19 protein-coding genes and 1 pseudogene are annotated in these 21971 nt (G+C 64.7%); 16 read left to right on the top strand and 4 right to left on the bottom strand.

Annotated features, from left to right (window positions below; genetic code table 11):
* The first annotated feature begins 104 nt into the window (after positions 1-104).
* From PPL01S_RS20280 to PPL01S_RS20265, 4 genes are all read left to right on the top strand, one after another.
* Entirely contained in the window at positions 105-827 is a 723-nt protein-coding gene (locus PPL01S_RS20280) for a FadR/GntR family transcriptional regulator (RefSeq protein ID WP_016394856.1), read from the top strand.
* 219 nt (positions 828-1046) lie between these two features.
* A complete protein-coding gene (locus tag PPL01S_RS20275; RefSeq protein ID WP_016394857.1) occupies positions 1047-2216 on the top strand; it encodes an aromatic ring-hydroxylating oxygenase subunit alpha in 1170 nt (389 codons plus the stop codon).
* 89 nt (positions 2217-2305) lie between these two features.
* The gene (locus PPL01S_RS20270; RefSeq protein WP_016394858.1) at positions 2306-3967 is read left to right on the top strand and encodes a choline dehydrogenase; all 1662 of its coding nucleotides are present in this window, start codon (positions 2306-2308) and stop codon (positions 3965-3967) included.
* Positions 3968-3976: 9 nt separating this feature from the next.
* Positions 3977-5041, top strand: a complete 1065-nt coding sequence (locus tag PPL01S_RS20265) for a GlxA family transcriptional regulator (RefSeq protein WP_016394859.1) — start codon at positions 3977-3979, stop codon at positions 5039-5041.
* Positions 5042-5089: 48 nt separating this feature from the next.
* Here PPL01S_RS20265 and PPL01S_RS20260 read toward each other — a convergent pair whose 3' ends face one another.
* The gene (locus tag PPL01S_RS20260) at positions 5090-5818 is read right to left on the bottom strand and encodes a class II aldolase and adducin N-terminal domain-containing protein (protein ID WP_016394860.1); all 729 of its coding nucleotides are present in this window, start codon (positions 5816-5818) and stop codon (positions 5090-5092) included.
* Between the two features lie 201 nt (positions 5819-6019).
* Here PPL01S_RS20260 and PPL01S_RS20255 point away from each other — a divergent pair, with 201 nt between their 5' ends.
* Together PPL01S_RS20255 and PPL01S_RS20250 are read left to right on the top strand one after the other, a co-directional pair.
* A complete protein-coding gene (locus tag PPL01S_RS20255) occupies positions 6020-7495 on the top strand; it encodes an aldehyde dehydrogenase family protein (RefSeq protein WP_016394861.1) in 1476 nt (491 codons plus the stop codon).
* Between the two features lie 77 nt (positions 7496-7572).
* The gene (locus PPL01S_RS20250) at positions 7573-8508 is read left to right on the top strand and encodes a choline ABC transporter substrate-binding protein (protein ID WP_016394862.1); all 936 of its coding nucleotides are present in this window, start codon (positions 7573-7575) and stop codon (positions 8506-8508) included.
* Positions 8509-8565: 57 nt separating this feature from the next.
* On the opposite strand, the gene PPL01S_RS20245 is transcribed toward PPL01S_RS20250, so the two are convergent.
* Positions 8566-9462 (bottom strand): DUF2950 domain-containing protein, encoded by an 897-nt coding sequence (locus tag PPL01S_RS20245; protein ID WP_016394863.1) that lies wholly within the window; start codon positions 9460-9462, stop codon positions 8566-8568.
* Entirely contained in the window at positions 9459-11105 is a 1647-nt protein-coding gene (locus PPL01S_RS20240; RefSeq protein WP_028625954.1) for a DUF3300 domain-containing protein, read from the bottom strand. Before PPL01S_RS20240 ends, PPL01S_RS20245 begins: the two co-directional genes overlap by 4 nt.
* Before the next feature lie 157 nt (positions 11106-11262).
* Between PPL01S_RS20240 and PPL01S_RS20235 the strand changes: the two genes are divergently transcribed.
* Positions 11263-11640, top strand: a complete 378-nt coding sequence (locus tag PPL01S_RS20235) for a VOC family protein (protein ID WP_028625955.1) — start codon at positions 11263-11265, stop codon at positions 11638-11640.
* A gap of 79 nt (positions 11641-11719) precedes the next feature.
* A pseudogene (locus PPL01S_RS20230) lies at positions 11720-12204 on the top strand (TorF family putative porin).
* A gap of 15 nt (positions 12205-12219) precedes the next feature.
* Here the strand turns inward: PPL01S_RS20230 and PPL01S_RS20225 are convergent.
* Positions 12220-13113: a LysR family transcriptional regulator gene (locus PPL01S_RS20225; protein WP_028625956.1), complete on the bottom strand. Its 894-nt coding sequence runs from the start codon at positions 13111-13113 to the stop codon at positions 12220-12222.
* A gap of 222 nt (positions 13114-13335) precedes the next feature.
* On the opposite strand from PPL01S_RS20225, the gene PPL01S_RS20220 reads away from it, so the two are divergent.
* From PPL01S_RS20220 to dctM, 8 genes are all read left to right on the top strand, one after another.
* Positions 13336-14175 carry an HTD2 family dehydratase gene (locus PPL01S_RS20220; RefSeq protein ID WP_016394867.1) on the top strand — a complete coding sequence of 280 codons (840 nt, stop codon included), beginning with the start codon at positions 13336-13338 and terminating at the stop codon, positions 14173-14175.
* A gap of 21 nt (positions 14176-14196) precedes the next feature.
* On the top strand, positions 14197-15360 hold the full coding sequence (locus PPL01S_RS20215) for an acyl-CoA dehydrogenase family protein (protein ID WP_016394868.1): 1164 nt from the start codon (positions 14197-14199) through the stop codon (positions 15358-15360).
* Between the two features lie 10 nt (positions 15361-15370).
* Positions 15371-16720, top strand: a complete 1350-nt coding sequence (locus PPL01S_RS20210) for an MmgE/PrpD family protein (protein ID WP_028625957.1) — start codon at positions 15371-15373, stop codon at positions 16718-16720.
* A gap of 9 nt (positions 16721-16729) precedes the next feature.
* Entirely contained in the window at positions 16730-17929 is a 1200-nt protein-coding gene (locus PPL01S_RS20205; RefSeq protein ID WP_028625958.1) for a CaiB/BaiF CoA transferase family protein, read from the top strand.
* Positions 17926-18744 (top strand): HpcH/HpaI aldolase/citrate lyase family protein, encoded by an 819-nt coding sequence (locus PPL01S_RS20200; RefSeq protein ID WP_016394871.1) that lies wholly within the window; start codon positions 17926-17928, stop codon positions 18742-18744. Before PPL01S_RS20205 ends, PPL01S_RS20200 begins: the two co-directional genes overlap by 4 nt.
* 237 nt (positions 18745-18981) lie before the next feature.
* A complete protein-coding gene (locus tag PPL01S_RS20195; RefSeq protein WP_016394872.1) occupies positions 18982-19980 on the top strand; it encodes a TRAP transporter substrate-binding protein in 999 nt (332 codons plus the stop codon).
* 70 nt (positions 19981-20050) lie between these two features.
* Positions 20051-20683 carry a TRAP transporter small permease gene (locus PPL01S_RS20190; protein ID WP_016394873.1) on the top strand — a complete coding sequence of 211 codons (633 nt, stop codon included), beginning with the start codon at positions 20051-20053 and terminating at the stop codon, positions 20681-20683.
* Positions 20683-21966, top strand: a complete 1284-nt coding sequence (gene dctM / locus PPL01S_RS20185) for a C4-dicarboxylate TRAP transporter large permease protein DctM (protein WP_016394874.1) — start codon at positions 20683-20685, stop codon at positions 21964-21966. The genes PPL01S_RS20190 and dctM overlap by 1 nt, the downstream gene beginning before the upstream one ends.
* The last annotated feature ends 5 nt before the right edge of the window (positions 21967-21971 follow it).

Here is a 21971-nt window from a genome sequence, read left to right as displayed (position 1 = left end):
GCTCGCGATGCGCCGCGCGGGCGGCGCTCGATCTCATGAACAACACCAACCCAAGCCAGTGCTATGATGCCCTGCCCCGCCCCGATGGATCGCCGCCGCCCCACATGAACTACCGCCAACCCACCTCGCGCAAGAGCATGCACGCCACCCTGGTCCAGGGCCTGGGCCTGCAGATCGTTTCCGGCCAACTTGCGCCAGGGCAGAAGCTGCCCGCCGAGGCCAGCCTGTGCGAAGCCTACGCGATCAGCCGGCCGGTGTTCCGTGAAGCCATGCGCGCCCTCACCGCCAAAGGCCTGGTCGAGGCCCGCCCCCGGGTAGGCACCCTGGTGCGCCCGCGCCACGACTGGCACATGCTCGACCCCGATGTGCTGCACTGGTTGATGCAGGCCACCCCGCAGCAGGAGTTCTTCAATACCTTGTCCAGCGTACGCTGGGTCATCGAACCTGCCGCCGCCGCGCTGGCTGCCACCAACGCCACCCCCGACGACGTCGCCTCGATCAGCGAGGCCTACCAGCGCATGGAAGCCGCACGCAACCACGAAGAACGCCTGCAGCCTGACCTCGACTTCCATTCGCGCATCGCCGACGCGACCCACAACGACCTGTTGGCCTACCTGTGCAACATGCTGTCCATGGCGTTGCGCGAATCGGTGCGTTACTCCAACCAGCGCGCCAACTTCGACGAGCTGGCCCTGCCACGGCACAAGGCAATCCTCACCGCCATCCAGAACGGCGACGCCCTCGGCGCACGGCATGCCTCACTGGTGCAACTGGAAGATGCACGGGTGGCCTTGAGCAAGGTGCTTGGGCAAGACCCGATCGGCTGACGCAGCGCCAGCCGCTACCCGCACTGCAACACGAAGTACCGGACACGGTCCGCCCCGTGTTTTTCCGCTACCGGCAAGCACCCGGGCAGGCCAACCCGCCTTGATGTTTTCATCCTGCAACTGGTCGCTTTTGATCAATCCTCTCCTGCACTGGCCCCCTAGATTAGGTCCTACAAAACCAGCCGTGCCGTGCAGCGGCAGACAGAGGAGATCGTCCCCATGCAAACCATCCATGACCAGAAGGCACACAGTCCGATCGACGGTTGGGATCGCCAGGACCCTGAAGAAGCTTTTACCCTGCCCTCGCGTTACTTCTACGACGAGACGTTGTTCAAGGCCGAGCGCGACAACATTTTCATGCACGCCTGGCATGTGGCCGGGCATGTCAGTGAATTCGCGGAGCCCGGTCAGTATGTGGTGACAGACCTGTTCGACCAGAGTGTGGTGGTAGCGAAAAACCGGCAGGGACAGATTCATGCGTTCCATAACGTCTGCCAGCACCGCGGCAATCGCCTGCTCGAAGACCGTCGCGGCACCACCAGCGGCGTGGTGCGCTGTGCCTATCACTCCTGGTGCTACGAGATGGACGGCAGCCTGCGCAGCGCGCCCCGCTGCGAGAAGATGAAGAACTTCGAGCTGCAGCAGTTCAACATTCCGCAGATCCGCACCGAGGAAATGGGCGGCTTCATCTATTTCAACCTCGACCCGAACGCGCCTTCGCTGCGGGACCTGTTCCCCGGGGCCGACGAAGAGATACGCCGGGTATTCCCGGACCTGGCCAACATGCGCCTGATCGAAGAACAGGATGTGATCGTGCCGGCCAACTGGAAGGTGATCATGGACAACTCCATCGAGGGTTATCACTTCAAGCTGTCGGGCCCGTGCCATATCGACCTGGCCAGGCTGATCGACTTCAAGGGCTACCAACTGACCAAGCGCGACAACTGGTGGACTTACATCGCCCCCGCCAACCTCACCGTGACCGAAGCCTACGGTGTACCGCTGCGCAAGGACCTCAACCCGGACGAACGCTTCTTCAATATCGGCATGTGGCCGAACAATACCTTCTATACCTTCCCGTTCTCGGAGTTCCTGGGCTCGTTCATCATGATTCCGCTGGACGCCGAACGCTCGCTGCTGCGCTTCGGCTACTACTCCAGCAATGCCCAGACTGCCAAGGTCAGCGAGCAATGCATGAAGTGGATGAACGAAGACCTGGGGCCGGAGGACATCGCCCTGAACATTTCGGTGCAGAAAGGCTTGCGCTCGCTAGGCTATGACCAGGGTCGCTACATGATCGATGCCCAGCGCAGCAACGAAAGCGAGCATCTGGTGCATCACTTCCATCGGTTGGTGTTCAACGGGATTCACGGCGCCTCGTCGATCTGACCGGTGGGCGCGAGCCGGCCCGGCATGAGCGTTGCCAACCGACTCGCGCCCCCTCTTCCATGTCATCTTTTCAGGGAGCACCCCAGACCATGGCCAACCATGAGTTTGATTACCTGATTGTGGGCGCAGGGTCGGCGGGCTGCGTGCTCGCCAACCGCCTGGGCGAAGACCCGGCGGTGAACATTCTGGTGCTCGAAGCCGGGCCGATGGACAAGAGCTGGGCGATCGACATGCCGTCCGCCGTGGGCTTGGTGGTCGGTGGTACGCGCTATAACTGGAGCTACAGCTCGGAACCCGAGCCTTACCTTGACGGGCGCCGGATCGGTACGCCGCGCGGCCGCACGCTGGGCGGCTCGTCATCGATCAATGGCATGGTCTACATCCGTGGCCACGCCCGTGACTACGACGGCTGGGCCGAACAGGGCTGCGACGGCTGGAGCTACCAGGACGTGCTGCCGTACTTCAAGCGCGCCCAGACCCATGCCGACGGCGCGGATGACTACCGTGGCGCGACCGGGCATCTGCACGTTACCCCCGGCGATACGACGACGCCTCTGTGCGCGGCATTTCTGGCAGCAGGCGCGCAGGCCGGCTATGGCCTGTCCGAGGATTTGAACGGTTATCGCCAGGAAGCCTTCGGCCCGGTGGATCGCACCACCCGTGACGGACGACGCTGGAGCACTTCTCGCGGTTATCTGCGTGAAGCGCTGGCCCGGGGTAACGTTCAGGTACTCACGGACGCGCTGGCACTGCGCATCCTGTTCGATGGCAAACGCGCCGTCGGCATCGAGTACGAGCATGACGGCCAGACCCGGCAGGCCCTGGTCCGGCGTGAAGTGGCGCTGACCGCCGGGGCCATCAACTCACCGCAGTTGCTGCTGCTGTCCGGCATCGGTCCGGCGGCGGAGCTGCAAGCGCTGGGGATCGCGGTCAAGCTAGACCTGCCCGGCGTCGGCCGACGCCTCAACGACCATCCGGACACGGTGGTGCAATACCTGTGCAAGCGACCCGTATCGCTCTACCCCTGGACCTCGGCGCCAGGCAAATGGTGGATCGGCGCACGCTGGTTCGTCAGCCATGACGGGCTGGCGGCGAGCAACCATTTCGAGGCCGGGGCATTCATCCGTTCCCGGGCCGGGGTCGAGTTTCCCGACCTGCAACTGACGTTCATGCCTCTGGCGGTCAAGCCCGGCAGTGTCGACCTGGTGCAAGGCCACGCGTTCCAGGTGCACATCGACCTGATGCGCCCGACCAGCCTGGGCAGTGTCACGCTCAACAGTGCCGACCCGCGGCAGGCACCGCGGATCCTGTTCAATTACCTTGAAACCGAGCAGGATCGAGCGGACATGCGTGCAGGCGCCAGGCTGGTACGCGAAATCATCGACCAGCCCGCCATGGCCGCGTTCAGGGGCGAGGAACTGGTGCCCGGAGCCCAGGCGCAAAGCGACGAAGCACTGGACGCCTGGGCCCGGCAAGTCACGGAGACCGGCTACCATGCCAGTGGCACCTGCAAGATGGGGCCCGCGAGCGACGCCGAGGCGGTGGTCGACCCGCAACTGCGGGTGCATGGCCTGGACGGCTTGCGGGTGGTGGATGCCTCGATCATGCCTATGATTGTCAGCGGCAACACCAACGCACCGACGGTGATGATCGCCGAAAAGGCCAGCGATATGATGCGTGGCAGGCCACCGCTGCCGCGCAGCCGGGCAGCGGTATGGACCCATCCGCAATGGCAGACACGGCAACGATAGAGACCCGCCATGAACAATCAGTCGTTCGACACTGCACAATCCCGTTTCACCTGGAGGCGCGACAATGTCGCGCCGTTGCGCCTGGCGGTGTTGCTGTTGCCGTCGTTCTCCAACTTCGGCCTGGCGGCGGTACTGGAGCCGTTGGCGATCGCCAACTGGCTGACCCAGCGCCAGGTGTTCCAGTGGTCGCTGCTGTCGCTGGACGGCGCGCCGGTGCAGGCCAGCAACGGCCTGACCACGGTGGTCGATGACGGCTTGAAGGCCGATCAGGGTTTCGATGCGTGCCTGGTGATTGCCAGTTTCGATGTGCACAAGCACAGCCGCAACCACGCGCTCAAGAGCTGGCTGCGCAAACAGGCGCTGTTCGGTGCCGTGCTGATGGGCGTGGAAACCGGCACCGAGCTGCTGGCCGCCGCCGGCGTGCTCGACGGTTTCGAGGCCGCCGTGCACTGGGACAATCTGCAGGGCTTCCAGGAAAGCTACCCGCGCGTCTACGCCAAGGCGCAGCTCTACACCCTGGAACGTCAGCGCCTGACCTGTGCCGGCGCGACGACCACACTGGACATGCTGCTGGGCTGGATCGACCAGAGCATCGACAGCGAGCTGGCCCGGGAGATCGGCATGCACCTGTTGATGGGCCAGGTGCGGGCACCGGCGGACAATCAGCTCGACGGCGACCTGACCAACACCGGACTGTACGGCGACAAGATCCGCCGGGCGGTGCAGTTGATGGAGCAGGCACTGGAGGACCCGCTGGACTGCGATGCAATTGCCAGCCAGGTCGGGTTTTCACGTCGCCAGCTGGAGCGACAGTTCAAGCATCAGACCGGCCTGACGCCGCTCAAGTACTACCTCACCCTGCGCCTGGCCCGGGCCCACAGCCTGCTTCAGCAAACCCGGTTGAGCGTGGCGCAGGTGGCAGCCTGTTCAGGCTTCGGTTCGCTCGAGCATTTTTCCCGCACCTACCGCGCACGCTTCGGCTGTGCGCCCAGCGAAGACCGAAGCCAGGTCTGGACCGCCCCGGTGATGCGCCAGACGCCGCGCAAGGAGCAACGGTCGGTCGCGTCAGAGTGATCCGAGGCACTGCGAGTAGCAGCGGGCTTGGCCCGCTGCTACAGGCGTTCAATGGCGATAGTCGGGTTCTTCCTCATCGAGCATGCCCATCAGCGCATTGAAATGCTTGTCGGCAAAGCCCGGATAATCGAGCCACTGCCGGCAGGTCTTGCGCGCGATGGCATCACTGGCGATACGCAACTCGCGCCCCGTCGAGAGCGCGGTGATATAGGTTTCGCACGCCCGCTCGAAGTAATACAGATCATCGAACGCCTGGGCGATGCTCGGCGCCGCTACCAGCACGCCGTGGTTGCCCATCAGCAGAATCGGCTTGGCCCCGAGCAGGCGGCTGACCCGCTCGGCCTCATCACCCAGCCCCATGCCATCGAAACCCTCATCGATCACCACACGTTCGAAAAAGCGCATGCTGTTCTGTTCGATGGGCGGCAGCTGCGAGTCTGCCAGGCATGCCAGCGCCGTCGCATATTTCGAGTGGGTATGCAGGATGCAGCGAGCATGGGGCTGGTTGCGATGCAGCGCACTGTGCAGGGCCCAGGCAGTGATGTCGGGCGCGTCAGGGCGGTCGAGGCTGGCCGGGTCGTCGGCATCGACCAGCAGCAGGTCGCTGGCCCTGATCCGTGAAAAATGCCGACCATAGGGGTTGATGAGAAATTCCCGACCGTCCCCGGACACCGCCACGCTGAAGTGGTTGGCGATCGATTCGTGCAGGTTCAACCGCGCGGCCCAGCGAAACGCGCAGGCCAGACGGACTCTGAGTTGTTCAACGGAATGATGCATACCGTACTCCACACAGGTTGATGGGCTGCCTGGCAGTGTAGAGAGCAGCGCTGCGGCTGCTTGACGGGAAACGGCACTGGCTGCCGTTATCGAGCAGCATCCTCAGCGAGAGAAAACGGCGCGCTTATGCCGCGATTGATCAAGAACCGCCTCGCGCCCACCGCCATAGTGACGTCACGACCCACTCGGCTGGAGACGCCCATGCTGCAGATTCACTTGTTCATCGCGGGGAGTTGGCAAACACCACGGGTGCCGCAGTTTCGCGATGTGATCAATCCCGCAACCGAAGACGTGCTGGCGCAGGTGGCCATCGCTGATGCCAGTGATGCACAACGGGCGATCAGCGCCGCACGGCAGTGTTTCGACGACGGCCCCTGGCCGACGATGGCGGTGACCGAGCGTGCGCAACTGCTGCAGAAGATTGCCCGGATGATCGAACAGGACGCTGAACATCTGGCGCGCCTGGAAACCAGCAACGCCGGCAAGACCCTGGGCGAAAGTCGCGCGGATATCAGCACCGTGGTCGCCACCTTCCGCTATTACGCCGCGCTGCTGGAGAGCGAGTGCGCCAGCGTCAACAGCCACGCCCCGGCCCATGTGATCAGCTTCAACCAGCGCGAGCCCGTGGGCGTGTGCGCCTTGATCGCACCCTGGAACTACCCGCTGCTGCAGGCGGTGTGGAAAATTGCCCCGGCCCTGGCCGCCGGCAACACCGTGGTGTTCAAACCCAGCAGCCTGACGCCGATGACCGCCTATCGCCTGACCGAACTGCTGGCGCAAGCCGGTCTGCCCGACGGCGTGTTCAACCTGCTGTGCGGCGACGGAGAAGTCGGTGAAGTGCTCGCGGCCAGCCATGCAGTGGACTTGGTATCGCTGACCGGCGGCGCCACTGCCGGGGGCAAGGTGATGCGCGCCGCCAGCGGCAATTTCAAGCGCGTTGCCCTGGAGCTCGGCGGCAAGAATCCGAACATCGTGTTTGCCGACGCCGACTTCGAGGTCGCGCTGGACCAGGCACTCAATGCCGTGTTTTTCAATGCCGGGCAAATCTGCTCGGCGGGCTCGCGACTGTTGCTCGAAGACAGCATTCACGACCGCTTCGTCGAAGCCTTGCAGCAGCGGATCGTGAACATACGCCTGGGCAATGGCCTCGATCAGTCGACGCAGATGGGCCCGCTGATCAGTGCAGGTCATCGCGACCAGGTCCTGAGCATGATTGCCGGGGCCATCGAACAAGGCGCGACCTTGCTCGCGGGCGGCGTTGTGCCCGCGCAGCTCGATCGCGGCTTCTGGCTGGCTCCCACGCTGCTCTGCAACGTCACCGCAGACATGCGGGTTGCCAGGGAGGAAGTCTTCGGGCCGGTGATCACCGTCGAACGCTTCAGCGGCGAAGCCCAGGCCCTGCAACTGGCCAACGACACGCCCTTCGGCCTGGCGGCCGGTGTGTGGACCCGGGATGTTGGCAAAGCGCATCGCTTGGCCCGTCGCCTGCGGGTCGGCACCGTGTGGATCAACGACTACAACGCCGCGTTCCCCCAGGCGCCCTGGGGTGGCTACAAGTCCAGCGGCATAGGCCGCGAACTGTCGCGAGCCGGACTCGATGAGTTCACCGAGCTCAAGCACATCTACTTCAATACCGAACCAGCGGCGCTGAACTGGTTTGGTGTCGACCCGCGATGAACCTTTCCTGCTGCACCTAAAACAACAAGATCCACCAAAAGCAACCACTGCCTACGCTTGCCTTGAGGAGTTGAACCATGAAAGCCTTGCTCTTGCTTGCATCCCTCAGTATCCCGTTGCTCACCCATGCCGCAGAACCTGCATCCTGCGCCACCGTGCGCTTCTCCGATGTCGGCTGGACCGACATCACCGTGACCACCGCCGTGGCCAGCGAAGTGCTGGAGTCGCTAGGCTACAAGACCAAGACCACCCTGCTGTCGATCCCGGTGACCTACCGCGCCCTGTCGTCCGGCAAGGAACTGGACGTGTTCCTCGGCAACTGGATGCCCACCACCGAAAACGACATCAAGCCCTACCGCGACGCAGGCACCGTGGAGACCGTGCGCGCCAACCTGCATGGCGCCAAATACACCCTGGCGGTGCCCGACTACGTGTACGACGCCGGGCTGCATGATTTTGCCGATATCGCAAGGTTCAAGGACAAGCTCAACGGCCAGCTCTACGGAATCGAACCCGGCAACGACGGCAACCGGCTGATCCAGACGATGATCGACAAGAACGCCTTTGGCCTGAAGGATTTCAAGATCGTCGAATCCAGCGAAGCGGCGATGCTCTCGCAACTCAAACGCGCCACGCGCAAGAATGGATGGATGGTGTTCCTGGCCTGGGAGCCGCATCCGATGAACACCCGCAACAAGATGAAGTACCTCAGTGGCGGTGACGATTATTTCGGCCCGAACTACGGCCAGGCCACGGTCTACACCAACGTGCGCAAAGGCTACCTCAGCGAATGCAGCAACGTCGGCAAGCTACTGCAGAACATCGAGTTCAGCCTGGCCATGGAGAACCAGCTGATGGACGCGGTGCTGAACCAGAACCAGAAACCGCGGGCAGCGGCCAAGGCATGGCTGAAGGCCAACCCGGCGGTGCTCGAGGCGTGGCTCGAAGGGGTCAGCAGCCGCGATGGCAAGGATGGCTTGGCAATGGCCAATGCGTGGTTGGCGAAGCAGTAGCGGGCGGCCACACGGCCTGGCTGCTCTGCGCAAACGGCGCTGAGCAGCCAGGCCCGGTCAATCGCTGTCGTCCTGGTTCACCTCTTTCCAGCTGTCGTCCGGGTCGAAGCGTTTCATGGCCTTGGCCAGCTTGTCGCCCTGCGGGCCCAGGTCCTTCTCGAACACCTGGCCGTCATGGCTGATCATGAAGCTCATCACCCCGGTATCGTTGTACTTGGCCGGCCAGGCGACCAGGGCGAAACCCCGGCTCATCTGGTTGCCGATCAGGTAGCTGTAGGCACCGCCCGGGGCCGAGGGGCCTTGGCCATCGAGGATTCGGAAGTGGTAGCCGTACCAGTCGTCACCCACCACATCCTGACCGAACAGCGGGCCCAACGGGCTGATCTGGCCATCGTCTTCGTCTTCCCAGAACAGGCCGTCGTGCTTGCCGGGAGTGCTGAAGATCTGCTGCGCATACTCCAGCGCACCATTGCCGTTACGGTCCTGGGAGGCGTAGTCCATCTGTGCGTCGTGGTAGGCCAGCACCGATTGCAGGGCACCCAGCTCGTTGCGGCCAATGCGCCTGGCGCGGATCTCGGCACTGCCGGCCTTCATGTCGAAGTGCCAGCCGTCTGCAGCCTTGGCCAGCGGAATGGGCAAGGTCCAGTGTTCGTCGCCCACGGCCAGGACAGCCTTGGCATCGCCTTGATTCTCGATCTGGTGCTGCTTGTGGTACTGCTGCAGGAAAGCATCCACGTCGCTGCGTTGCACGCCTTCGCGAGGGATGTAGGTGCGCCAGTCTGCACCGAACAACTGCGCCAGGCGGGCTTCGTCGGCCTTCTCCGTGCCCAGGGCGGCAACCAGGGATTCAACGGCTTTTTCGGGTGTCGGGAATGCCTGCTGGGTAGCGGCCCAGCATGGCCATGCCGCAGCCATGGCAATCAATAACGGGGCAAGAATGCGCTTGCGGTTCATCGACGGCCTCCTCCACCACCACGGCGCGCGGGCGCACTGGGCCGGGAAATGGTATGCCCTGCCGCGCGGGATGCACTCGGGCGCTGGGCCAGCGTCTGGCTGGTGCGACCACGGTTGGCCTGGGCAGTGGTCCGGGCGGGCGAGCGCACGCCATCGAAGGCATTGTTGCGCGCCCTGCCGGCGGTGCTCCGGGGCCGCTCTTGGAGCTTCTGCCGCGCCTGGCCGTCACCCTGCCGGCGCTGGCTGGCCTGGGAATTCTGATTCCTCGCCTGCAGGTTCTCACGGCTTGCCCGGGCGTCCTGTTGGCGGTCTGCCACACGCGGCCTTTCGGCCTGGGCCTCGCGCACCCGGTCGCGTGCTTCGCGGTTGCTGGTGGCCGGCCGTTCGATGCCGGCCCGGTCCATCGAGGCACGGGCGCGGTCGCGCGCATCGTTGTTGGCCGTGCCCGGACGCTCGATGCCGGCGCGGTCCATCGAGGCGCGGGCGCGGTCGCGCGCTTCGTTGTTGGTGGTGGCCGGACGCTCGATACCGGCCCGGTCCATCGAGGTGCGGGCACGGTCGCGCGCCTGGGCCCGCTGGGGATCGTCGCCGCGGAAGGCTGCACGCTGGCTGGCGCCGTCGAGCTGGCGACCATACTGCTGGCGGCTGCGGCTGTCGCGATAAGGCACGCCATCGCGGTGAACGGCGTTGTGCTGCCACTTGCCCTGATTGTTGCCGATGCGGTTGTTGGCATTGATGTTGTTGTAGCGGTTCACATCGACGTCGATGTCGTGGTCATCCCAGTCGCAGTCGCCCCAGAGCGAATTGACGATCGCAACGCCCGTGCCGAAGGCCAGCCCCGCCATCAGCGCCGTGCCGGCGGTATACCACGGCGACGGCGGGTAGTAGGCCGGCGGCGACGACGGGTAGGACCAGGTGCCGTAGGTGGTGGTGGGGTTGTAGCTGGGCACATACACCACCTGCGGGTTGGCAGGCTCGATGACGATGGTGGACGAACTGCTGGCCGGGGCACTGGTCGAGCCCGTGGTGCCGGATGTGGCGGGCGCGGATGCCGGGGCGGCGACCTGGACCGAAACGTTCTGGTACTGGTTGCTCTGCAGGTTGCCGGCATCCTTCGCCTGGTGCCGCAGGCGCTGCACCGACGCCATCACATCGTCGGGTTGCGCCAGGAGCGCATCACCCATGCGTTGCACCCACACAGGGTCCTTGCCGAGCAGCTCCACCACCTGCGGGAAGGCCACCAATGACTGCACGCTCGGGTCCCAGGTCTGCTGGGCCACCTGCTTGACTGCGTCATCGCCCTGGGCCTTGGGGTTGGCCTTGGACCAGGCCACCGCTTCGGTGACTTCGCCAGGGTAGGTGGAAGCCATCAGCACCTGAGCCAGCAGCGAATCGGGGTACAGGGCAATGGGTGCCATCATCTGGTCCAGTTGTTCCTGATTGAACACCGCCTGCTTGGGCGCCGGTGCCTCGGCAGCCGGCGCCGGGGCTGGGGCCGGCGCTACAGCGGCTACCGGCGCTGCAGCGGGTGCTGCGGTTGTTGCAGGTGCTACAGGTGTCGCAGGGTCTCGCGCCATGAAGTAGCCAGCAACGCCACCCAGGCCAAGCACAGCCGCCACGACGTAGAGCAATGGCTTGCGCATCACAGTTCCCTCAGGGCCACACCGCGTGGAATACAAGGTTAGCAAAGGCTGGGCTTTCCACACGGTCACCTTCACGGTTGTCGAAAGTCTCGCAGCGTACACTATCATGGCCCGGGCCGGACTGAGCCAGATCAGTCCCCCAGCCCTGAGGTTGCCAATGCTCGATCACCTTGACCATCTGGTGCTCACCACCTGCGACGTGGATGCCTGCACCGACTTCTATACCCGGGTACTGGGCATGCAACTGGAAACCTTCGGTGCCGGGCGGCTGGCGCTGCGCTACGGCAACCAGAAGATCAACATCCATCTGCGCGGCCACGAATTCGAACCCAAGGCCCATCTGCCCGTGCCCGGCGCGCTCGACCTGTGCTTCATCGCCAGCATCGGCATCGAGCAGGTGATCGCCCATCTGCAGCACGCACAATGGCCGATCCTGGAGGGCCCGATCCAGAGAACCGGTGCGACCGGGGCGATTCTCTCCGTCTATGTACGCGACCCGGATTTCAACCTGATCGAAATCTCCCAACGGCTGTAAGTCACGCCCCGCGGTTTGCCCTACCGGCCAACCCAGGTATGCTTTGCCGCTCAAGTGCAAGCCTTCCAGGACGGTGACCATGACCAGGCCCCTGCTGTTGCTGGGTGCAGCCCTGCTCTTCAGCCCGGCGCTGCTGGCCCAGCAGATCCAACGTCAACTGGGCGACTTCGATTTCAAGCTCGGCACCAGCGCGTCGCGCACCATGGCCCAGGGGCTGATCTCGCCGAGCGCGGTCGGCGCCTTCCACGGTGGCCTCGACCTCAGCCACCCAAGCGGCTGGTACTTCGGCCAGCCGACCTCGGCCAACTGCCCCTGTTCGACGTCGACCTCACCGTCAAGATGGCCCACCACCGCCTGGGCACGCCCTTCACCATCGGCGACGGCAGCCAGGTGAACGGGTTTTCGGACTGGTCGCTGGAGCTGTCGCGGCCGTGGCTGGGGCTCGACCTCAACCTGATCTACAGCAACTCCGACCTCGATGGCGGTGGCTGCGAAGCCTATGCGGGCATGAATACCTATTGCGAGAGCATGGTGACGCTCAAGGCCCAACGCAGTTTCTTCTGACGGCTCGAAACCGCTTCAGGCCGGTGCGCCTGGCATCAAGGTCGCGATCAACGCCCTCACCGTTCCGGGCAGCGCCTCCAGCTCACGCACCAGGATGCTCCGCTCGCGCACGGCCCACGGCTCATCCAGGCTGATGGTGACCAGGCCCATGGTCTGGCTGTGCCGCAGCGCCGCCGATTCGGGAATGATGCCGATCCCCACCCCCGCCTCCACCAGCCGGCAGATGGCCTCGAAACTCGATAACTGGATGCGCAGCGACAAGGTCAAGCCCATGCGTTCGACGTGATCGCGCAGGAAACTCAGCAAGGTGCTGCCGTCGTGCAGGCCGATGTGCTGGAAGGCCAGGGTCTGCTTCAGCGATACACGCTGGCAAGTCGCCAGCTCATGACCGGCCGGCACGATCAGCACCAGGCGGTCGGTACTGAAATGCATCACCTGCAGGCCGCTGGCCTCCACGGGACCTGCGATGATGCCCATGTCGCTGCTGCCATCGAGCACGCCGCGCACGATATCGCGCGACAGGCGCTCCTGCAGATCGACCGTGACCCCGGGGCGCTTGGCCAGGAACCCGGCCAGCACTTCGGGCAGGAACTCGGTCACCGCCGTGGTATTGGCGAAGATGCGGATATGCCCGGCCGAATCGGTGCCGAACTGGGCGAACTCGGCTTTCAGGTAGTCCACCTGGCGCATGATCAGGCGGGCATGGGTCAGCAGCTTGTGCCCGGCTGGGGTCAGCTCGACACCGCGGCTGTCGCGGTACAGCAGGCGCGTGTCGAGTTGTGCTTCCAGGGCCTTGATCCGCGCACTGGCGGCAGCCGGCGACAGGAACGCCCGGCGAGCGCCTTGGGTCAGGCTGGGGGATTCGCCGATATGAATGAAAAGCCGCAGGTCAGCCAGGTCGAAATGCATGAAGGCTCCGGTTGTGGCCACTGGCCTCATCGCCGGCAAGCCGGCTCCCACAGGGAAATCAGCGCCATCACTGTGGGAGCCGGCTTGCCGGCGATGAGGCCGGTACAGGCAAGAACATGGCGTTAAGCATACATGAACGCTGCTTCACACAAATGCAAATTCACAGAATGCCAAACAGCTCGCATGATCAATGCATAACAACAAATGCAGAGGCCAATGGTTATGACTGCCACGCAATCACCCACGGATTACCGTGCCTGGATCGGCCGCACGGAAGAGGCCGTCGATGAGCTCAGCCGCAACCTGATCACGCGCATTGCCGCCACCTTCGGTGAAACTGCCCCCGCCGTCGGGCAACCGCTGCCCCCGCTGTGGATGTGGTGCTTCTTCCAGGACCCGGTGGCCGAGTCGCAACTGGGCAGCGACGGCCACCCCGCCCGTGGCGGCTTCCTGCCCCCTGCCGACAACCGCAACCGCATGTGGGCCGGGGGCCGGGTCGAATTCATCGCACCACTGACCGTCGGTGCCGAAGCCCATCGCCTGTCAACCATCGTGCACATCGAGGAAAAACACGGCCGCACCGGCGCCTTGCTGTTCGTCACCGTGCGCCACGAATACTCGCAACACGGCCAGCTGTGCGTGCGCGAAGAGCAGGACATCGTCTACCGCGAACCCAATCCGCCCAAGCTGAGCAGCGCCGCAGCCGATGCCTCGGCAGACTGGCGCGAAGCCATCGCACCCACCCCGACCCTGCTGTTCCGATACAGCGCCGTGACCTTCAACGGCCACCGCATCCACTACGACTACCCCTATGTCACCGAAACCGAAGGCTACGCCGGCCTGGTGGTGCATGGCCCGATGATCGCGACCTTCAACCTGCGCGCATTCATCCGCGCCAACCCTGGCAAGCGCGTGCGCCACTTCGCCTATCGCGGCGTGCGACCGCTGACCTTGCCGACCCCCTTCGAAGTGGCCGGGCACATCAGCGCTGCGGGCCAGGCCCGGCTGTGGGCCGGCAATGCCGATGGCGTGGCACAAAGCGCCGAAGTGCTTTTCGACTGATACCTGACAGAGACCCTGTACATGCATACGTACGACAGCGATGACCTCACTGCCATCCGCAAAGGCGTGCGCGCCTTGTGCGCCGAATTCGATGCCAGCTACTGGCGCAGGATCGATGAAGAGAAGGGCTTTCCGGAAGCCTTCGTCAAAGCCATGACCGACGCCGGCTGGCTGTCGGCGATGATCCCCGAGGAATATGGCGGCTCCGGCCTTGGCCTGGCCGAGGCCTCGGTGATCCTTGAAGAAGTCAATGCCTGCGGTGGCAACTCCGGCACCGTGCATGGCCAGATGTACAACATGTTCACCCTGCTGCGCCACGGCAGCGAGGAACAAAAGCGCCATTACTTGCCAAAGCTTGCCAGTGGCGAGCTGCGCCTGCAGTCGATGGGGGTCACCGAGCCCACCACCGGCACCGACACCACCAAGATCAAGACCACCGCCGTGCGCCAGGGCGACAAATACGTGATCAACGGCCAGAAGGTGTGGATCTCGCGCATCCAGCATTCCGACCTGATGATCCTGCTGGCCCGCACCACGCCCTTGGCCGAGGTCAAGAAAAAGTCCGAAGGCATGTCGATCTTCCTGGTCGACCTGCGCGAGGCCATCGGCAACGGCCTCACCGTGCAGCCGATCGCCAACATGGTCAACCACGAGACCAACGAATTGTTCTTCGACAACCTGGAGATCCCCGCCAGCAGCCTGATAGGCGAAGAAGGCAAAGGCTTCAGGTACATCCTCGACGGCCTCAACGCCGAACGCACGCTGATCGCCGCCGAATGCATCGGTGATGGCCGCTGGTTCATCCAAAAGGCCAGCGCCTATGCCCGTGATCGCGTGGTGTTCGGCCGGCCGATCGGGCAGAACCAGGGCGTGCAGTTCCCGATTGCCGAGGCCCATATCGAGATCGAGGCGGCCGACCTCATGCGCTGGCGCGCCTGCGCCGAGTACGACAGCGGGCTGAACGCCGGGGCCAGTGCCAACATGGCCAAGTACCTGGCGGCCAAGGCCTCCTGGGAAGCCGCCAATGCCTGCCTGCAGACCCACGGCGGCTTCGGCTTCGCCTGCGAATACGACGTCGAGCGCAAGTTCCGCGAAACCCGCCTGTACCAGGTGGCGCCGATTTCCACCAACCTGATCCTGTCCTACGTGGCCGAGCACCTGCTCGAACTGCCGCGCAGCTTCTGAGGGCCTGACCATGCAACATACCCAAGCCCTGGCGGGCTTCCTCGCCGACCTGCGCTACGCACAGATCCCGGACCACGTGCTGGACCGAACCGAAGACCTGTTCCTCGACTGGCTGGGCTCGGCCCTGGCCAGCCAGGGCGCCCACCCGATCCCGCTGTTCGAGCGCTATGCCGAGCGCATGGGGCCGGCCCAAGGCAGCGCGCGGGTGCTGACCAGCGGGCGCACTTCATCGCCCTACTTCGCCGCACTGGTCAATGGCGCCGCCTCGCACCTGGTCGAACAGGACGACCTGCACAACAGCTCGGTGCTGCACCCGGCCACCGTGGTGTTCTCCGCCGTGCTGGCGGCGGCCCAGGACCTTGGCAAATCCGGGCAAGACTTGCTGCTGGCCGCGGTGGCCGGCTATGAGGCGGGCATCCGTATCGGTGAGTTCCTCGGCCGCTCGCACTACCGCATCTTCCACACCACCGCCACCGTCGGCACCCTGGCGGCAGCGGTGGGCGTAGGCAAGCTGCTGGACTTCAACCAGGAACAGTTCATCAACCTGCTGGGCAGCGCCGGCACCCAGGCGGCCGGCTTGTGGGAATTCCTGCGCGACGCCGCCGACTCCAAGCAGTTGCACACCGCCAAGGCTGCTGCCGACGGCTTGCTCGCCGCCTACCTGACCGCCGATGGCCTGAGCGGTGCGCGCAATATCCTCGAGGGCGAACAAGGCCTGGCCGCCGGCATGTCCAGCGATGCCGACCCGGCGCGCCTGAGCGATCGCCTGGGCACGCGCTGGGCGCTGGCGGAAACCTCGTTCAAGTTCCACGCCTCGTGCCGCCATACCCACCCCGCCGCCGATGCACTGTTGCAGTTGATGACGCGTGAAGGGCTGGAGCACGCACAGATCGCCAAGGTGGTGACCCGCGTGCACCAGGGTGCGATCGATGTGCTGGGCCGGGTCACGACGCCCACCACCGTGCACCAGGCCAAGTTCTCCATGGGCACGGTGCTCGGCCTGATCGCCGTGCATGGCAGTGCCCAGTTGCTGGAGTTTCGCGACCTGGCGCTGACCAATCCGCAGGTGGCGGCCTTTCGCGACAAGGTGCAGATGCAACTGGACCCGCAAGTCGACGCCGCTTACCCGGCACGCTGGCTGGGCCGGGTCGAGGTCACCTGCAACGACGGTCGCACCTTCGACGCGGCCATCGACGAACCCAAGGGCGACCCTGGCAACACCCTGTCGCGCCCGGAGCTGGAAGCCAAGTTCCAGCGCCTGCTGGCGTATTCCGGCGCGCGCAGCCCGGCCCAGGGCCAGGATCTGATCGAGCGCGTGTGGCAACTGCGCGATGCCCGCTCCCTGGCCGACCTGCACTGAGGTGACTCCATGACTCAAGCATCACCCCGCCCGCTGGACGGCATCACCGTCGTCAGCCTGGAACATGCCATCGCCGCGCCCTTCTGCACCCGCCAGCTGGCCGACCTCGGCGCCCGCGTGATCAAGGTCGAGCGCCCCGGCAGCGGCGACTTCGCCCGTGGCTACGACCAGCGCGTCGACGGCCTGGCCTCGCATTTCGTGTGGACCAACCGCTCCAAGGAAAGCCTCACCCTGGACCTCAAGCAGGACGCCGCCGGTGACATCCTCGACGCCCTGCTGGCCAAGGCCGATGTGCTGGTGCAGAACCTCGCCCCAGGCGCGGCGGCGCGCATGGGCCTGTCGTTCGAAGCCCTTCATGCGCGCTACCCGCGGCTGATCGTGTGCGACATTTCCGGTTATGGCGAAGGCGGCCCGTATGAAAAGAAAAAGGCCTACGACCTGCTGATCCAGAGCGAAGGTGGCTTCCTCTCGGTGACCGGTGGCCCCGGCGACGATGAAATGGCCAAGGCCGGCTGCTCGATCGCCGACATTGCCGCCGGCATGTACGCCTACACCGGCGTGCTCTCGGCCTTGATGCTGCGCGACAAGACCGGGGTTGGCAGCCGCATCGACGTGTCGATGCTGGAAAGCCTGGTGGAGTGGATGGGCTACCCGATGTACTACGCCTACGACGGCGCGCCACCGCCGCCTCGCGCCGGCGCTTCGCACTCGACCATCTACCCCTATGGACCATTCCCCACCGGCGGTGGCGGCACGATCATGCTCGGCCTGCAGAACGAGCGTGAGTGGGCGCTGTTCTGCGAAAAGGTGCTGCTCGACCCGGAGCTGGCCAGCGATGACCGCTTCAGTGCCAACTTCAAGCGCTCGGAAAACCGCGAGGTGCTACGCCAGATCATCATCGATGGCTTCGCCGAGCTGTCACTGGACGAAGTGGTCGCGCGCCTGGAGCAGGCACAGATTGCCAACGCCCGGGTCAACGACATGCACGGCGTCTGGCAGCACCCGCAGTTGCAGGCCCGCGACGCTTGGCGCGAGGTGGACAGCCCGGCCGGGAAGCTGCCGTCACTGCTGCCACCGGGCCGCAACGCAGCCTTCACCCCACGCATGGATGCCGTGCCTGCGCTGGGCCAGCATACCCAAGGCATCCTCGCCGAACTGGGGTTCAGCACCACCGAACGGGCCAACCTGGCTGCCGGGGGCGTGGTATGAACAGCATGCGCTCCGCCCTGTTCGTGCCGGGCAGTCGCCCCGAGCGCTTCACCAAGGCGCTGGCGGCCGGGGCCGACGCTGTCATCGTCGACTTCGAGGATGCAGTCGAGGAGCCGCTGAAGCAGCAAGCCCGCGAGCACCTGGCGGCGTTTCTGCAAGGCACGCCACAGGCCGCCGTGTGGGTGCGGGTCAACGCGCCGCAGCATGCACAGCACAGCGCCGACCTTGCCTTCTGCGCGCAGCACCCGGGCGTCGTCGGGCTGCTGCTGCCCAAGGTCGAGAATGCCACGCAGGTCGCCGTTGCCCGCCATGCCGGCAAACCGATATGGCCGATCATCGAAAGCGCCAAGGGCTTGCTGGCATTGCAACAGATCGCCCATGCCGAGGGTGTCGAGCGCTTGTCGTTCGGCAGCCTGGACCTGGCGCTGGACCTCGAGCTGAACACCGAAAGCGCAGCGGCCCGGCAGTTCCTCGACCAGGCGCGCATGGCCGTGCAACTGCATTCGCGCGGCGCCGACCTGCTGCCTCCGCTGGATGGCGTGTTCCCGGCCATCGACGATGCCCAGGGGTTGCAGCGAGCGATGCGCCATGCCTATGACATGGGCTATGGCGGGGCGCTGTGCATTCATCCCCGGCAGGTGGCAGTGATCCATGGTGCGCTGGCACCGAGTGCCGATGAGCTGGCGTGGGCGCGCAAGGTACTGGCGGCGAGTGAAGCCGCCAATGGCGCCGGGGCGTTCCAGTTGGATGGGCAGATGGTGGATGCGCCGGTGGTGCTGCGGGCGCAGCGGTTGCTGGCTCGACAGGTGGGTTGAAACTGCTGGCCCTATCGCTGGCAAGCCAGCTCCCTCAGGAAACTTCAAAGTTTTCGATACCTGTGGCGTACCTGTGGGACCCGGCTTGCCGGCGATAGGGCCAGTGAAGGCAATGCAGATGCCTGGCGTTCGCCCCAGCCGAACGCTGCCTTACACAAATGCTGATTCTCCACACGCGGTTCATTGGTCCATCGTTACGCCCAATCCTCCTAGAACAATAAATCAGAGGTGACATCGATGTTGAAGCTGACCCACGCGCTGTTCTGCGCCGCTGCAGTATCCATGGCAAGCCTGGCCCAGGCCGCCGATCCGATCATCATCAAGTTCGCCCACGTGGTGGCCGACAGCACCCCCAAGGGCCAGGGCGCGCTGATGTTCCAGAAGCTGGTCGCCGCCGATCCTCAACTCAAGGACAAGGTAAAAGTCGAGGTCTATCCCAACTCGTCGCTGTTCGGCGACGGCAAGGAGATGGAAGCCCTGCTACTGGGTGACGTACAGATGCTGGCGCCGTCGCTGGCCAAGTTCGAGCACTACAACAAGCAGGTGCAGATCTTCGACCTGCCGTTCCTGTTCGACGACCTGGCCGCTGTCGACCGCTTCCAGCAAGGCCCGCAAGGCAAGGCGCTGCTGACTTCGATGGAAGACAAGGGCATCCGTGGCCTGGCCTACTGGCACAACGGCCTCAAGCAGCTGTCGGCAAACAAGAAGGTGCTGCTGCCCAAGGATGCCCGTGGCCTGAAGTTCCGTGTACAGGCCTCCAGCGTGCTTGAGGAGCAGTTCAAGGCCATCCGCGCCAACCCGCGCAAGATGAGCTTCGCCGAGGTCTACCAGGGCCTGCAGACCGGCACCGTCAACGGCACCGAAAACACCTGGTCGAACTACGAAAGCCAGAAGGTCAACGAGGTGCAGCCGTTCTTCACCGAGACCAACCATGGCCTGATCGACTACATGGTGATCACCAACGCCAAGTTCTGGAACAGCCTGCCTGAAGACGTGCGCGGCGAGCTGCAGACGATCATGGACGACGTCACCGTCGAGGTGAACAAGCAGGCCGAAGCCCTCAACCAGACTTCCCGGCAGAAGATCCTCGATGCCAAGACCAGCGAGATCGACCCGCTGACCGCCGAGCAGCGCCAGCAATGGCGCGAATCGATGCGTCCGGTGTGGGACAAGTTCTCCGACCAGATCGGCGCCGACCTGATCAAGGCTGCCGACGACGCCAACAAGGCGTCCTGACCCATCCTGCGCCCTGCCCCGGCCACCCGTTCCTCGGGTGGCCCGCCCTCGCTCTGTCTGGAGAATCCTTATGCAATCGCTCAGGCGTGTCTGGGAGCACTTCGAGGAAGGCATGATCGCCTTCCTCCTGGCGGCCATGACCTTGGTGACCTTCCTCTACGTGGCACTGAACAACCTCTACACCCTCTTCTACACGCTCAGTGACCACTGGGCCTTCGCCAGCGAGCTGCTGCTGGGCATCGGCGATCACCTGATGGGCTACGCCCAGGAAATGACCTGGAGCATCGCCCTGACCAAGGCGCTGTTCGGCTGGCTGATCTTCTTCGGCATTGCCTATGGCGTGCGCACCGCCGGCCACCTGGGCGTCGACGTGCTGGTCCGGCGCACCCGCAAGCCGGTGCAGCGCGTGCTGGCGATGATCGCCTGTGCCTGCTGCCTGGCCTATGCCGGGCTGTTCCTGGTGGCGAGCGTCAAGTGGGTGAGCGCGATACTGGTCGCCGGCATCGGTGCCGAAGACCTCGACCGCTACGGCATCAAGGTCGGCCACATCGCGCTGATCGTGCCATTGGGTCTCGCCCTGGTGATCGTCCGCTACCTGGAGATCTTCTACCGCCTGTTCACCCATCGCCAGTATGGCCTGGGCCTGGCCGACGAGGCCGCCGAAGCCAGCAAGCTGGCCAACCCGGGTGAGGAGCACCACTGATGACGGTAATCTGCCTGTTCCTGCTGCTGTTCGTGTTCATGTTCCTCGGCGTGCCGATCGCCATTTCGCTGGGCTTGTCGGGGGCGCTGTCGATCCTGATGTTCAGCCAGGATTCCCTGAGCTCGCTGGCGATCAAGTTGTTCGAAACCTCGGACAGCTACACCTTCCTGGCCATTCCGTTCTTCCTGCTGTCGGGCGCGTTCATGACCACCGGCGGCGTCGCCCAGCGCCTGATCGACTTCGCCAATGCCTGCGTCGGCCATATCCGTGGCGGCCTGGCGATTGCCGCAGTGCTGGCGTGCATGCTGTTCGCGGCACTGTCGGGCTCGTCACCGGCCACGGTGGCGGCGGTCGGCTCGATCGCGGTGGCCGGCATGGTGCGCTCGGGCTACCCGCGTGAGTTCGGCGCCGGGATCATCTGCAATGCCGGTACCCTGGGCATCCTGATTCCACCGTCGATCGTCATGGTGGTCTACTCGGCTGCCACCGAGACCTCGGTGGGCAAGCTGTTCATGGCCGGTGTGGTACCGGGCATCCTGCTCGGCGTGGCGCTGATGGTGACGATCTACATCGTCGCCCGGATCAAGAAGCTGCCTGCCCAGCCGCGGGTCAGCTTCGCCCAGTGGCTGAGCACCGCGCGGCGCGCGTTTTGGGGGCTGTTGCTGCTGGTGATCATCCTCGGCGGGATCTACAGCGGCATGTTCACCCCCACCGAAGCGGCGGCCGTGGCGGCGGTGTACTCGGCGTTCATCGCGCTGTTCGTGTACAAGGACATGCGCCTGCGCGACTGCCCGAAAGTGCTGCTGGAGTCTGGCCGGCTGACCATCATGCTGTTGTTCATCATCGCCAACGCCATGCTTTTTGCCCATGTGCTGACCACTGAGCAGATCCCCCAGCAGATCACCCAGTGGGTGCTGTCCGAAGGGCTGACGCCGATCGGCTTCCTGATCATGGTCAACGTGGTGCTGCTGGTGGCCGGCAGCTTCATGGAGCCGTCGGCGATCATCCTGATCCTGGCGCCGATCTTCTTCCCGATCGCGATGAAGCTTGGTATCGACCCGATCCACCTGGGCATCGTGATGGTGGTGAACATGGAGATCGGGCTGGTGCACCCGCCGGTGGGGCTGAACCTGTTCGTGACCTCGGCGGTGACCGGGCTGACCCTGGGGCAGACGATTCGCGCGGCGTTGCCGTGGCTGTCGATCCTGCTGCTGTTCCTGATGCTGGTCACCTATGTGCCGTTCATTTCGCTGGCGTTGCCGACCTGGTTGGGGATGCCTTGAGGCCT

Source organism: Pseudomonas plecoglossicida NBRC 103162 = DSM 15088 (assembly GCF_000730665.1).
In the GTDB taxonomy this organism is placed as follows: Bacteria; Pseudomonadota; Gammaproteobacteria; order Pseudomonadales; family Pseudomonadaceae; genus Aquipseudomonas; species Aquipseudomonas plecoglossicida.
The sequence above is the reverse complement of the archived record's forward strand: the minus strand, read 5'-3'. Positions and strand labels throughout refer to the sequence as shown.